We start from the raw sequence: 14,066 nt of genomic DNA on the forward strand, positions 1-14,066 counted from the left end.
GGCGTCACACGGATGTTTCATGACGCAGATCTCGAAGAAGATGGTCTAGCTGTGCTTCTTCGTGGACGGCGAGACCGCGTTGAGCCATCGTGGCCTTGAGTGACGGATCCCAGGGGGTAGGCGCGGGGGCCCCTGCCAGTGGGATAAGGCGGTCGGCGGGCAGCTCTGCAAGCGCGTTGAGGTAGTCGGTGGCATGCATGCGCCAGGGATGAGCTCCCAGCCGGATTACCCGTGCGGCGATGGCGACGCCGGGCCAATCGAAGTCGCCGTGGTAGATGACGTCTGCTCCATCGGCGATGAGTCGTCGCAGTAGTTCCCATCCTGCTGCGGACGGGTTGCCGCTGCCGCACACCAGGATGCCAGGCAGGCCGTAGCGTGCGGCGGCCTGAAGTATCTGAGGGTTCTCGCAGAAGTGCACCGTCGTCCCGGGCACCGTCAGGGCTGCATCCGGGACGGTGCGCAGTTCTTGCAGGGTCAGATGGGTTACCAGCGCAAGGTCACGTCGGGTGCGCATCATCTGGGCCCAGGGGTGCGGTCCGGGCGGGGCGAGCCGCCAGACCATGATGGTGCCCGACAGGGAGTCTGTGCTGACGCCGACCCGTTCCCACAGCAGCCGGCGGCTTGCGGCCGAGTCGGGTGACGGCAGTGAGCAGGCTGCGGCAATGGCCTTGAGGACCAGAATGCCCGTGAGACGGCCCTCGTCGAGTCCGTGGGCGTCGCCGGTCGTGTGCGCGGCGAGCTCGCTCAGCTCCCACTGCTTCACGGCCTCCGCTCCGGTGCCGACCGGGGCGTGAAGAGGGGTGTTTGTGAGGGTGGCGATGGTGCGTACGGCGCCGCTGAGGGCGGTAGAGGCCGCTTCGATGCCGGCGCGGGTGAGGATGCCGGTGCTTCTCAACTCCCCGAGCCAGTCGGCGATCCAGCCCGCCTGGGCCAGGCCTGCACCGGTGAGGTCGCCGTCCAATTGCTGCCAGAGCGCTGTCCACGCTGTCTGCTGTGCCTCTTTGGCCGACGTCCGGTCCTGCAGGGGCCGGCCGGTCAGCTCCGCGACGACGCTGACGAGGCCGCATTGAGCGGCCGATGCCCTCAAGGCCGCGTCCAGTGCTCCCAGTTGGATGCGGCGCAGGCCGGGCTCGAGCCGGGTGCCGAGCAGTCCTCCGAGCCGCTTGACGCCTTCGGCGTCGAGCTGGGCCTGCACAGTGCCGGTGGGGGACAGACGGTTGCGCTCCAGCCGTTTGCGGGCCTCCGCCCACAGCGCGGTGAGGCTGGGGTCGTTGAGGTAGCTGCGGACGGGGGCGGGCAGCTGGGGGAGGGAATGGGTGGTCATGATGCGGCGCGCAGGTGGCGGGTGCGGCCGTCCCAATGGACGTGGGTGGTCACGGCCGCGGTGCCTTCGGCGCGGCGCACTTCGTAGGTGTCCAGAGCGGGAACCTCGGGGAAGAATCCCCACAGGGCGTGGCCGGTCATGACGAAGTCGAGGTCCAGGCGGACCAGAAGCGCCATCAGTTCTCCGATGGTGCGGTGGTCGACTTTGGCGAAGGCGTCGTCCAGGAGGATCAGCCGCAGGGCCCGGCCGGTGTCGGGCAGGCTGCTGAGGTAGGCGTCGGCGGCGGCGAACAGGGTCACGTAGGACACGAAGCGGGTCTCGCCCTGCGAGAGCTTGGCCCGACGGCTGATCTTGCGTTCCTGGCCCGGCTGGGGACCGGTGATGAAGGCGTCCACGACATGCCAGGCCCGGTAGTCGAGAGCCGTGTGCAGGTGGGTGGCGTATCCGGCCTGGGGGTCAGCGCTGTAGGCGGTGTCCACGAGTGCCTTGAGCCGACTGATGAGTTCTTCGGATTCCGCTTCCCGCAGGACATGCACGTCGCGTTTCATCAGTTCCTTGATCCGCGTGATGTGTTCATTGGCCGAATCGGCCAGGCGCCAGCGGATCTTGACGCCGATGCCGTGGCTGGTGGTGATGGGCTGAAGCGAGGTGTTCATCGCCTTGATCAGATCCTCGGCCTCGAGGATGCGGTTGCGGAGTTCTTCGGCCATCCCGCCCAGCACGAAGTTGTGAAAGGCCGTGCGCTCACGCTGGGTCAGCGCGCTGCGTCCGCGGTCGCGTCGATCACGCAATTCGGCTGCGGCATCGGCGATGTGGCGCCGCCCGCCGGCATCCGTCAGTTCCACGACATGGAGTTCGTCCTCGATCGTGACGGTCACGTCGTAGGCGCCCGCGGTGTTGCGTTCCAGTACCGACTGGGCGCGTACCAGCGCTGTGGCATCGGCGGTGCTGTCCGGCCGCTGCACCGCTGCCCGGACCTCGCGCACCGCCGTCAGGACATCGTCCGCACTGACGCTCGCCGACAGCAGCACCGCAGGAGCAACCGTGCCCGGCACCAGGGCCACGGCCAGAGCCGGATGGCTCAGGCGCCGGTGCAACGCCTGGGCTTGCCGGACGAGAGCCGCCCGGGCCTCGTGTGCCTTCTCCCGGGCGCCCTGCGCTTTCTCCTTGGCCGCGGCCACCTGGCCGGTCAGGTCGAGTACCTGGCTATTGGTGCGCTGCAGGACCTCCTTGGTCTGCTTCAGCTCCCGCTCGGCTGCGTCGAGACGGTCGTGCACCTCCTGAGGACTGGATCCGAGGCTCTCCCGCAACGCGGCCAGCGCGGAGGCCTCCCGCGACCAGTCCAGGGCGGCCGACTCGGCGTGCCCCTCTGCCTCACTGCGCCGGTCGCGGACGGTGCGCAGGCGTGCCAGCAGAAGCTGTCGGCGGGCGAGATGCTTCTTGACCGCTTCGCCGGCGCGATCCACATCCCGGCACATGGTCTGCGACTGCTCCGCACAGGCCTGCATGGCCCGCAGACCGTCTACGTCGTCGGGCATTCCCAGGGCCGCACAGACCTCGCGGTGGCTGCGCTGGCGGGCCGTCCAGGCCCGCTGCATCCGCTCTGCCTCCTCCGCGAGCGCTCCTGCCTGCCTGCGTCCGGCGACGGCGTCTGCGCGGGCTGAGGTGGCCTGCAGGCGCAGCGTCGCGAGCTGCACGGAACGTGGAGCCTCCACCAGATGGGCCTCCAGGTCCCGCAGCCTGGTCTCCAGGGCTTCTTGCTGCTCACTGCGTGCCTGGGCCGCCTGCTGCAACTGTTTGAGTAGGACATCGATCTCGGCGAGACGGGCCGCGCGGGCGGCCGCCCGCGCCGTGGCGCCGATGTAGCGGGCGGTTGCGGGCCGGTGACATCCGGTCAGAGGACCGTTGCCCCACGAGCCGCCGGACGACACCCAGGTGGGGTGCCCCGGGCTCAGGGCGATCTGATCCAGGACGGCGTTGACGCGCGCCACTTCTTTGCTGTCGCTCCCGGCCGGGACCAGCAGTGTGCGCAGTGAGCGCAGTGCCGGGGGACCGCCGGTCCCCAGCAGTAGCTGGCCGCTTTCGGCGACCACGTCGCCGTCCTGCGTGAGTACGCCGTACAGCAGCCCCGAGGCCAGCAGAGCGCCCTCCACGCCGGCCCGTACGGGTGCGTCGACCTCGGGACGGAACTCCAGCAGCTGCCACAGTGCCGGTGCACCGGCAGGCGGGCTGTCCAGCCAGTCGGGCACCGCCGGCGGTACATCCCGCTCCCGGCGCAGTTCCCCGGCTTCGGCCAGCAGATGCTCGCGTTGGGCCTGTTCCTGCTGCGCCTGTGCGGCCAGGGCGGCCGTCTGCTGTGCGTGCAGGGCCCGGGCAGGCGCGGCCACCTGGTGGGCGAGGGCGTCCAGGCGGGCCAGTTCACGGTCGGCTTCCGGGCCTGCTGGCACGTCACCGGCCAGGGCTTCGACGTCGTCCAGGAGGGCGGCGACGGCCGTGCTGTGCCAGTCGACGTCGCCCAGCAGGCGCTGCGAGCGCGAGGATGCGGTCCAGGCCCGCCAGTCCACGGCCAGCTTCGCTGCCGCTTCATCGCGGCTGGTTTCCGCCTGCTCGGCTTTGTCTTCGGCCGCGGTGGCGTCTTCGGCGGCGTCTTCGGCCCGGTCCTGTGCGCGCCGTACTTTCTCGAGGGAGGACGCCAGCTCATTGGCCTCACCGGCGCGCGCGGCTGCCTGCTGGGCCCGGGTGGCCGCAGCTGAGCGCAGGGCTGGGATCGCCGCGAGCAGTTCGTCGACACTCGCGGTGATGCGGTCCGGGGCGGGGACGAGGTGCAGTGCCGCCGGGCGGCTGACGGGCTCCGGGTCGGCATCCGCTGTGGTGCGCACCGGTTCCACCACGGGATCCGGCGGCCGCACCTCGATGCCTGCAGCAGCGGGCAGCGGGGTATTGAGGCCTGCGCGGACCAGCAGTTCACCGGCCTGCTGGGCGATCTCGGCCGCCTCGTCCGCCGCGCTCTTGGTGTCCTGGGCCGCTTCGTTGCACGCGTCGACGCCGCGCTGCTCTTCTTCGCGGGCCCCTTCGGCGGTGGCCATGGCGTTGCGGGCGGCCGCTTCCAGAGCCTGCAGGGTGCTGAGGCGTTCGCTGAGCTCCCGGGCAGCCTTGTAGGCGCTCGACTGCCGGATTCCGTCAACGGTTGCTTCCAACTCCTCTCGGTAGCCGTCCAGTTCTCTGCTTTCGGCTACCGCGTCGGCATGGTCGCGGACGAGCTGAACATGTGTCTTCTCCCGTCCGCTGGCCGTCGCGTCGGTGTCCCGGGCGAGAACGGCCGCGGCTTGGGCGCGGTCACTGGCGGCGATACAGACGCCCGTGGCGTAGCGGGTGTAGACCCTGAGGAAGTCGGCGACGTGTCCGTAGGCGGTTTCGAGCCGGGCCAGCGCGGCCCGGGTCTCTTCCAGCCCGTCGAGTTCCTCACCCGCTGTAGCGATGGCCTTGTCGGACAGCGGGGGCAGGGCGTCGGAAAGGATCTGGGGCAGGCGGCCTTCGTCGATGCGATTGCCCACGTCGGGCGAGCGCAGCGTGTGCAGCAGTTGCAGCAGTCCCGTATACCGCTCGCGTCCCTGGTCGCCGTGGAGCCCGAAGACGGCCGTGCGTACCCGGTCCCGGTGGACGTCGGGAGATGAGGTCAGACGGTCCGCTCCGATGACGGCGGCCAGACCTTCCTTCGACAGAGGGACCCGGCTGGTGTCGAGAAGGACCAGGTCCTCATCGACCCGCAGGGGGGTGAGGAAGTACCAGGCCTTTGCTTCCGCGGTGCTGTGTGAGAAGCGGATCAGGGCTCCTGTGGTCACAAACTCTGTGCGCTGTTCACCGTCGGCGTCCTCCACGTCACGCGTGAGCTCCAGCCACACATATCCGAGCCGGTTGGCCTGGCCGTCGCCGCCCGCCCGCATCAGGTCCTCCAGCCGGACCTTGCCGGACCCGGTGGCATCCATGCGACGCCGGTCGGCGTCCAGCACGAACGGCAACAGCATCTCCAGGGCCCTCGACTTGCCCGACCCGTTCGATCCCCGCAGCACCAGGCGGCCGCCGGAGAGATCGAAGCGCTGGTCGAAGTAGAACCAGACGTTGACGATTCCCGCCCGGTTCAGCCGCCACCGGTACGGATGGGCCGTACTGGTGTGCGCTCGGCCGCCCGCGGGGCTGTCGGGTTTGCGCGGGCCGGGAAAGGCGAGGGCACTCACAATGCCTCCCTGAGGAAGGACTCGGTGAACAGCGCGTCGGAAGGCGGGGCGCCGGCGCTGTCGGGCGGTGTATCGGCCAGCCGTCGTGCGGCACGCGTCGGCTGGGCGTGCGGTTCGGGCCGGTAGCGGGACGCTGCCGGGTGCAGCACCAGACCTTCGGGCAGACTGCGGGCCAGCGACATGGATTCCAGCAGGGCCACAACCTCCTTCTGCAGACGCGCCGGATCGGCGATGTACGCACCGGCCCAGGCCCTGGCGTAGCGCGAAGCCAGGCCGTCCAGTTCGCTGCGGACCGTGTCCCACGGCGTCAGGAGGCCTGGGACATCTGCTGCCGCCCCGGGGACGTGGTGACCCGCCGTCGGCCGGGCCAGATCGGTCAGTGCATCGGTCAGCAGCAGCGCTGCCTGGCGCACGGTGCCCGGACCCGGATAGGCCACATCACTGAGGGCCCCTTCGGTGTCGTAGGCCAAAGCTCCCTCCGCCCTGACCTCCAGCGTCAGCCCGAAGTGCTCCTCCAGAAGGCGTGTCAGCTCCGACCGTTCCCGGGAGAGGACATCACGCTCGTCCTCCGGGAGCTCTTCCCGCTTCACCAGCGGGTTCTCCACCAGCCGGCGCCGCAGACTGCGCCGGGGCTCGGACGCCCCGCTCGGCAGCTGAGCCGCCAGGTCGGCCAGGGAGACCACATTGCGCAACGGGCGGGGCAGCACATGCGGCAACAGGGGACGGTGGATCTGCAGCACACCCTCCTCGCGCCGTTCACTCCACGCGGACAGCGATCCGTCGGTCTCGGTCAGCACCCCCCAGTCGATGAGAAGTCCGACGGCCTGGACCAGGCGGCGGTTTTCCGAGGGAGTGTCGCGCAGTTCGACACCGGCCGAGGCGGCATCGGCCCGTACCTGTTCGACCAGCGAGGAGATCAGCAGCCACTCCCCGGTACCGGGCGTGAGCAACGCGGCACAGGCAAGCGAGAACAGCGCATAGGTCTGCGGGGTGAAGGGCGGGCTGTCTCCCCGCTGGACGGGCCGCATTGGACTGTCCGGGCTCGGGGGCGTCTTCACCAGCCGGGCAAAGGAGGTCTCCACGATGAGGTGATAGCTCAGAAGCTTGGCGAAGGTGGACCGCAGCGCGGCGGAATGCCTGCGAACCAAGGCCAGCTGGTCCGGCTGCTGGTGCGACGTCAGCACAGGGCAGGCCAGCAGGGTACGGGCTGCCAGGCGCCGCTCCGCCGCCTCGTGCTGCGCGGTGGAGCCGGGGGGCCTGTTGTCCACGCTCACTGGACGCCTCCTGCGGCCGAGGGCGGCTGCTGGTCCTCTCCCGCGTCGGCAGCGTCGTCTGCCATGCTCTCACCCGCGTCGGCAGCGATTTCGTCCGGCGTGCTCTCGCCCCCTGCATCACCGGGGCTGGCCTCGTCGGCGGCCGAGGCTTTGAGAGCCAGACACACGAAGGTCGTGCCTCCGTCGTCCGATCTGATCACGGTGTCGGTGTCCGACTCCGCGACGTCCACGGCGACGTTGAGATCCACGTCGTCCACGCGCACCGCTTCTGACAGGCTGAGTTCCTTGGCCAGAGCCATGGACACCAGCTCCAGCAGCAGGTCACGGGCCGCAGGAGTGAGATGCGCTCCGTCCAGCACACCGGCAGCGGCGAGTTCGGCTCCGGCTGTCCGCCGGGCCGCGAGTTCCTGGGAGGCCTCTTCCTGCAGACGGGTGATGTCCATGCCCGGGTCGGGCACCCGCGCGGTGCGTCCGCGCGCAGTGCGGTCGCCGCGCTCCCGCAAGGAGACCGGGACATCCACCGGGCCCGCGTCCCACCACGAGGTCGAAGCGGTGTCGCGGGGGTCGGCCTCCTCGGGCCCGAAACTCACATGACGCGCCGGGTAGGCACCGAAGGCGGCCGAGAAGCCGCGGTGCGCCTCTTCGACACTGGCCTGCGCGAACAGGCCGGCCAGGTGCATCAAGTCGCTGCGCCTGGCTCCTCCGGTGCCGCCGGGGGTGAGCATGCGCCGCGCGTTGGTGAGCAGCTGTCCCAGAGCGGACTCGGCCGCGGCCCGCAGCTGCGCCGGGCCCGACAAGCCTCCCTCGCCGCCGCTGTACCAGGCCTGCAGCTCCGCCCAGTCGTTGTACTGCCGTCCGGGCAGACGCTCGACGGGGGCGCCGTCCGCGGAGGCAAGGCCCGGCAGACTGTCGAGGGCGCTGAGAACATGGTCCAGGACCGGCTGGAGGTCTTCCAGGCATTTCAGGACCGCGGGTGAGTGCCGGGAGACGTCAGTGTCGATGAGGTGGACGTATTCCAGCAACAGGCCCTTGAACGACGCGTACTCCTCACCGGCCAGGTCGTAGCGGACCAGCACGGACGACAGATAGGCGTAGAAGTCGCGGATGCTGTCAGCGAAGTACGCCTGGTTGGTGAAGACGGTGGTGACATCGGCCGCCAGGGCCTCGGCGTCGATAGTGCGGGGATGGTGTGCCTGGCGGAGGATCTTCGACAGTAACGCGGCCATGCTGCCGAGCAGTTCGCGGGCCACCTCCCGCGCGCCGTCGCGCATCTGCAGAACCTTGGTGACTTGCCGGTGGACCGTGCCGCCGAGCCGGGTGACTTGGAAACGGGCCCGGGTATAGCGCAGCGCGGCAACCGTGGGGACACGGGGGTCGCGCGCGGACGGCATGAGGTTCTTCCAGCGGACCAGGCTGGCGCAGCGGGCCTCCGCATCCTCCGGGGACAGCGTGATGCCGCGTTTCGCCAGGGCCTCGCTGACCTCCGCGGCGGACAGGTCGGTCAGCAGTGTCTGCGTGAACTGGTCCATGATGGCGAGGTATTCGGCCGCATTATCGACATTGTCGACCGTCACATACCTGAAGAGATCGCGCCGCTCGTCTGACTCGTCTTCGGGGCTGTCTTCGCCCCCGAAGTAGCCTTCCTCCACTCCCGTCCCCTCAGGCTGTTTCTGGGCCGCAGGGGGCCAGGAAGGTACCGATAGTCAGATTAGGGCGGGAAGCCCCTGCTTCCCGGCGATCGATCGACAAAGACCGAAAATGATCGAATTTTGACAGGGGGTCAGTCGGGATGCGGACTAGCGGAGCAAGCTGGAGGGACCGTCCGGTACGGAGAGGCACCGGCCCGCATCCCGCATCTGCCTCAGGAGCTTGTAGGCATCGGTGTGAGTGATGTCGCCCGCGCTGCACCCATGGGCCATCACGTCCTGCGTCTCCAGCGTCGTGATGCCCTGACGCCGGGCGTGATCGCACGCTGCGCGGTCGTCGCTGAGCCAGAAGGAGCTCCTGAAGTTCGGCCAGCGCTGGATGATGTGCAGTGTCTGGGCCTCTCCCAGATGCTGCAAGGGTGCACTGGCGGAGCCGCCGAACGCGGCCCGGCGCACGCGTTCGACCAGGTCGGCCTCGGAATCCTGGATTTCCAGAGGATCCCCGAGCCATCCCGCCGCAGCCACATCGGCGAGCCGGGCGTAGGCGCTCTGGGCCGACCTGCTTGCTTCGTAGGCGACAGCTTCAGTCCACCGTCCGCGCCCGTTGAGGATGCTCTCGAGCAGTCCGAGGGCGTCGGCGGAAGCGAAGTTGCACAGTACGGTGTTGTCGGGAAACCACCATGAGGTCACGGGAAGAAGGCCAGTTCTGCAGGGCTGGCCGCCGGGGCGTCGGGCGGCGGGGGCCCTTCCTGCGCACCGGGGCCCGGATGGAAGAGATCCAGCAGCCGGTCGGAGTCCAGTCCGGTCACGGTGGCGACGAGCCGGATGCTGATGTCACCTTTCACGTAGGCGGAGATGGCCAGTTTGGCCAGGCTGGCGGAGTACCAGCCGTCACCGGCCTGCTGGGCGTACCGCAGGTGCCGGCCGGGGTCTCCCGCGTGCAGTGCCGCCATCCGGGTGGTGGCAGCCGACCACGCGCGGCGCTGTTCGTCGGTGATGATGCCGAGCGCGCGCAGTCGTGTTGCCATCGCGCTCGGGGAGACCTGGTACTCCCAGGACAGGGAGAGCAGTCCCTCTTTGTCCAGGCTCCCTGTGTCGGCGGCGCTCTGCACCAGTTCCTTGTGCGGCATGAGCAGTTCGGCGGCGAACGCGTTGGCCCTGATTTCGGCCTGGCCCTGGTCGATGCTGGGGGCGATGTGTTCGGTCAGGGGGCGGTCGGTGGCGTCGCCGGCCAGGATGTGGCCCAACTCGTGGGCGAGGGTGAAGCGCTGGCGGGTCCACACATCCGTGCGGCCGACCAGCACGAGACGGAAGTCGCCGGTGTCCCACGACAGCCCGTCCAGGCCGTCGGGAAGGTCGGTGGCCGCAGCGATGAGGCCGAAGGCCTTCTCCCACTGTTCGGCGAGCCCTCGCACGGTGACGCCACGCGGGCTGAGGCCGATCACGGCGGAGGCGTCTTCAGCCAGCCGGGACCCCTGCGCGAGCAGATCGGGCTCACTGCGCACCGCGGGGAGCTCCGGCAGAGCCAGGTGGTGTCCCACGCCGGCCAGGGCATCGATGATCTCGGCATGGCGGAGCACCGCCGCCTTGCTGTCGTCCGGCGCTGCCCCGCCGCCCGCGCGGGTGCGGGCGGCCAGCGCGGTGGCCCTGCGCGGTTCGGTGCCGTGCAGCAGCCAGTCGACCGTGGTGTGTCCCTCTTCGGCGATGAGCGCCAGTTCCAGGGAGGTGAAACGGCGTGTGCCGTGGAGGGATTTGTTGAGTTTGTCGGCGGACATTCCTATGCGCCGGGCGAACTCCGCCTGGTGGTCGCCGACGCCGTCGAGTACCTGGCGCACTCGCGCGTTCAACGATTCCGTCATTACTCCACCGTAAGCAGGGGTTGCGAAAATCGCAATGATTTGATCATGGCCTGTCCGGCGGGGGGAGTGCGGTCACGGCGGTGCTCCAAGGCATCGGATGGCGAAGTGGTCGCGTGGAGAACGATCCGCGCCGGTTCGCGTGGCGTCGCCGTTGGTCCCCTGAAGCGTCTGCGGCAAGACCCGCGCCAGGGAAGCCCTCGGCGAAGTCCCTCCCTGCCTCGTCCGGGTCTCGCGTGCACCGCCGCTACAGGTGGCCTCCGTGATCCTTCCTCTCCGAACGGCGCCCCACCCGCCACCGCGGCACCGTGATCGCCTGGCTCTGGGACCCGGCGCAGTGCCGGACGCGCTGCCGCCAACGGCCAGGGGATCGGACGCTGCCGCGCTCGCGCACTGTCCTCGGCCTGCTCCGATTTCTCTCCGTTATCGACAAAACCTCACGCAGCAGGCATCCCGTTAGTTACGGTCTGTACTTGTTAGATAGCGCCCGATGTTTCGGTGCCCCGACCGGTGTCCACCGCCAGTCGGCAGTGCCCGGCACCGTAAGACCGATCCAGGGAACGGCCGATGACCGACTCCGACTCCGAGCCCCACGGCGCTGACAGCACCGTATTCGGCCGTGTCTCCGCACCCGCGACCAGATGGCAGTCCTCTGCAGGCCTCCTGGCCAGCGACGACGCCGCAGAGGAGGTAGGGAAGGTAGCCGGCACCGAGGACTCCACTCCTTTGAAGTTCCACGTTGCTCTTTCCTCTGACGCCTATCTGCAGCTCGACGACGTGGTCAGCACCCGCCGGGAGATCCCCGGGCGGGGCACGGTTGTCACGTCGGGCGTGGTGACCGAGGTGGTTGCCCGCCACGAGGGTGCCGCGTTCGGCTCGGACGTGTTCCTCATCGCCGATGGAATCCTGCCGGCGAACGTGCAGGAGATCGCCGAGGTCACCACCACTCGCGTCGACCCCGAGTGCTATGTCCCACCCCGTCCCGGCGAGGTCGCCATCCGGGCCGCGGGCGCGGCCCGGGACGCCGCGCTGTATTTCGACCGGATGGACGCGCGTGTTCCCGCCGGCATCGGCCGTGACGGCGAACCGATCTATCTCAACCTTGAGTTCCTTGACGGCACCCGCGGCGCCCACGTGTCGATCTCGGGTATCTCAGGGGTGGCAACCAAGACCAGCTTCGCGCTGTTCTTGATGCATTCGCTGTTCACCTCGGGTGCCCTGGGTGCCCGCGCGGTCAACGCCAAGGCCCTGATCTTCTCGGTCAAGGGCGAGGACCTGCTGTTCATCGACCAGCCCAACACCCGCCTCGACGGCGAGCTGAGCGCCACGTACGCCCAACTCGGCCTGCCCGCCCGCCCTTTTGCCTCGGCCGGCTTCTACGCTCCGCCGCTGCCAGGTGACACCACCGGCCGCCCCCACGTCACCGGCAGGACCAGCGGCGTCACCGCGTTCTGGTGGACCCTGGCCGAGTTCTGCGAACGCGAACTGCTGCCCTACGTGTTCGCGGACGTCGAGGACGAGAAGAACCAGTACACGGTCGTCGTGCACCAGGTCACCAGCCAGCTGCGCCGCGACGCCCAGCCCGCAGGCAACGACGGCGCGGTCACCATCGAAGGGAACATCCTCCGCACCTGGCCGGACCTGATCGACTTCATCTGCAACAAGGTCACCGACGACGTCACCCGCTCGGACTGGGCGGGCCCGGCCATCGGCCTGGGCACGGTGAACGCGTTCGTGCGGCGTCTGCGGTCGTCCCAGCGGCCGCTCGGGCCCCTGCTGCGCGGCGACCTGAGCACGGTCACCGAACACCCCGTTTCGCACTCCATCGACACCTCGCAGCAGCAGGTCACCGTGGTGGACCTGCACAACCTGCCGGAACGGGCCCAGCGGTTCGTCGTCGGTGTCGTGCTGGCCGCGGAGACCGCCCGCAAGGAGCAAGCCGGCCCGGGCGGGCTGCTGTTCACGATGGTCGACGAACTCAACAAGTACGCCCCTCGCGAGGGATCCTCCCCGATCAAGGACGTACTGCTGGACATCGCCGAACGCGGCCGCTCACTCGGCATCATCCTCATCGGCGCCCAGCAGACTGCCTCCGAGGTGGAACGGCGCATCGTGTCGAACTCCTCGATCAAGATCGTCGGCCGGCTCGACGCTGCCGAGGCCAGCCGCCCCGAGTACGGCTTCCTGCCCACCTCGCAGCGCCAGCGGGCCACGCTCGCCAGGCCCGGCACCATGTTCATCTCCCAACCGGAGATCCCAGTGCCCTTGGCCGTCGAATTTCCCTTCCCCGCCTGGGCCACCCGGCTCTCCGAGGTCGCCGACCCCACCTTCACCACCGGCACCCGCGCAGCCGGCCAGGCCACCGGCAGCGCGACACGACCGAACCCGTTCAGCAGGTTGCCCCAGCCAGAGAGCGATCCGTGGCCCGACGACACCGACGACGGCGCCATCGACGAGCCACCCTACTGACGTCTGCCACCTCCTCGGCGCACCAACGCGCCACGCTGCTCTGCTTCAGCCACCCGAAAAGGACCCCGCCTCGTGAAGTTCCTTCACACCTCCGACTGGCACATCGGCAAAACCCTCAAGGGTCGCAGTCGGCTCGAGGAGCAGTCACGCGTCCTGCGAGAAATCACCAAGATCGCGATCGACAACGACGTCGACGCCGTCCTCATAGCCGGCGACATCTACGAAAACGCCGCACCGACCGCGGACGCCCAGAGGCTGATCGTGTACACCCTGCTGCACCTGGCCAAGCAGGGCATCGAGGTCATCGTCATCGCCGGCAACCACGACCACGGCGCCACCTTCGAGGCCTACAGGCCGCTGATGAACGTCGCCGGCATCCACGTCTACGGACAGGCCAGAGCGGCCTCCAAGGGCGGCGTGCACACCTTCCGCGCCAAGTCCACCAACGAGCCCGTCAATGTCGCCGTCCTGCCGTTCCTCTCCCAGCGCTACGCCGTCCGGGCCGCGGAGATCATCGCCAACACCCCGTCGCAGAACGTCGGCGCCTACGACCAGCTCGTCCGTGACGTCCTGGCCAACCTGACCGGGGCGTTCACCCCGGACGCCGTCAACATCATCATGGCCCACCTGACCTGCACCGGCGGCACCTTCGGCGGGGGCGAGCGATCCGCCCAATCCATCATGGAATACCACGTGCCGGCCGCCATCTTCCCCGTCGACGCCCACTACGTGGCCCTGGGCCACCTGCACCGCCGACAGCAGATCCCCGCAGCCTGCCCGGTGCACTACAGCGGCTCTCCCTACGTCATCGACTTCGGCGAGCAGAACAACACCAACGTCGTCTGCCTCGTCGAGGCCACCCCCGGCACCCCCGCCCAGATCACCGACATCCCCGTCACGGCCGGCCGCGGACTGCGAACCGTCGAGGGAACCGTCGCCCAGCTGACCGCCGATCCCGCCGGCTACGGCGAGGACTACCTGCGGCTCGTGGTCACCCAGCCCGCCTACGCCGGCATGCGGGAGGACCTGTACGAAGCCCTCCCCAACGCCTTGCAGATCCTCATCCACCCCGATCACGCGAGCACCGGCGCCACGGCGGGGATCGGCGTTCACCAGCCGGTCAGGACACCTGCGCAGCTGTTTGCCGACTACTGCCACAGCGTCGGCGTCAGCGACGACCGGGTCACGGATTTGTTCAACCAGCTGCACGATGACCTGACCCGCTCGACCGCCCGTTCCTGACACCACAGGCCTGCCTCCGC

The 14,066-nt window shown here is 69.2% G+C and carries 8 protein-coding genes; 2 read left to right on the forward strand and 6 right to left on the reverse strand.

Going from position 1 to position 14,066, the window contains the following annotated elements; genetic code table 11:
• Positions 1-4: 4 nt before the first annotated feature.
• The 6 genes from RI578_RS42490 to RI578_RS42515 all read right to left on the reverse strand — a co-directional run bounded on the left by RI578_RS42490 (position 5) and on the right by RI578_RS42515 (position 10,338).
• Positions 5-1,324 carry a TIGR02679 family protein gene (locus tag RI578_RS42490; RefSeq protein ID WP_310869085.1) on the reverse strand — a complete coding sequence of 440 codons (1,320 nt, stop codon included), beginning with the start codon at positions 1,322-1,324 and terminating at the stop codon, positions 5-7.
• A complete protein-coding gene (locus tag RI578_RS42495) occupies positions 1,321-5,559 on the reverse strand; it encodes a TIGR02680 family protein (protein ID WP_310869084.1) in 4,239 nt (1,412 codons plus the stop codon). Before RI578_RS42495 ends, RI578_RS42490 begins: the two co-directional genes overlap by 4 nt.
• A complete protein-coding gene (locus tag RI578_RS42500) occupies positions 5,556-6,827 on the reverse strand; it encodes a TIGR02678 family protein (RefSeq protein WP_310869083.1) in 1,272 nt (423 codons plus the stop codon). The genes RI578_RS42495 and RI578_RS42500 overlap by 4 nt, the downstream gene beginning before the upstream one ends.
• Positions 6,828-6,829: 2 nt before the next feature.
• Positions 6,830-8,407, reverse strand: a complete 1,578-nt coding sequence (locus tag RI578_RS42505; RefSeq protein WP_310869082.1) for a DUF2397 domain-containing protein — start codon at positions 8,405-8,407, stop codon at positions 6,830-6,832.
• Between the two features lie 222 nt (positions 8,408-8,629).
• The gene (locus RI578_RS42510; protein ID WP_310869081.1) at positions 8,630-9,169 is read right to left on the reverse strand and encodes a hypothetical protein; all 540 of its coding nucleotides are present in this window, start codon (positions 9,167-9,169) and stop codon (positions 8,630-8,632) included.
• A complete protein-coding gene (locus RI578_RS42515) occupies positions 9,166-10,338 on the reverse strand; it encodes an ImmA/IrrE family metallo-endopeptidase (protein ID WP_310869080.1) in 1,173 nt (390 codons plus the stop codon). Before RI578_RS42515 ends, RI578_RS42510 begins: the two co-directional genes overlap by 4 nt.
• A 564-nt stretch (positions 10,339-10,902) precedes the next feature.
• On the opposite strand from RI578_RS42515, the gene RI578_RS42520 reads away from it, so the two are divergent.
• Both RI578_RS42520 and RI578_RS42525 read left to right on the forward strand, forming a co-directional pair.
• Entirely contained in the window at positions 10,903-12,804 is a 1,902-nt protein-coding gene (locus tag RI578_RS42520; RefSeq protein WP_310869079.1) for an ATP-binding protein, read from the forward strand.
• A gap of 72 nt (positions 12,805-12,876) precedes the next feature.
• Positions 12,877-14,046, forward strand: a complete 1,170-nt coding sequence (locus RI578_RS42525) for an exonuclease SbcCD subunit D (RefSeq protein ID WP_310869078.1) — start codon at positions 12,877-12,879, stop codon at positions 14,044-14,046.
• The last annotated feature ends 20 nt before the right edge of the window (positions 14,047-14,066 follow it).

The sequence above is a fragment of the Streptomyces sp. BB1-1-1 genome (genome assembly GCF_031597775.1).
In the GTDB taxonomy this organism is placed as follows: Bacteria; Actinomycetota; Actinomycetes; order Streptomycetales; family Streptomycetaceae; genus Streptomyces; species Streptomyces thinghirensis.

Bases quoted from the DNA above. Each gene is read 5' to 3' on its own strand.
- RI578_RS42515 (WP_310869080.1), bottom strand. From the start codon at position 10,338: ATGACGGAATCGTTGAACGCGCGAGTGCGCCAGGTACTCGACGGCGTC.
- RI578_RS42520 (WP_310869079.1), top strand. From the start codon at position 10,903: ATGACCGACTCCGACTCCGAGCCCCACGGCGCTGACAGCACCGTATTC.
- RI578_RS42490 (WP_310869085.1), bottom strand. From the start codon at position 1,324: ATGACCACCCATTCCCTCCCCCAGCTGCCCGCCCCCGTCCGCAGCTAC.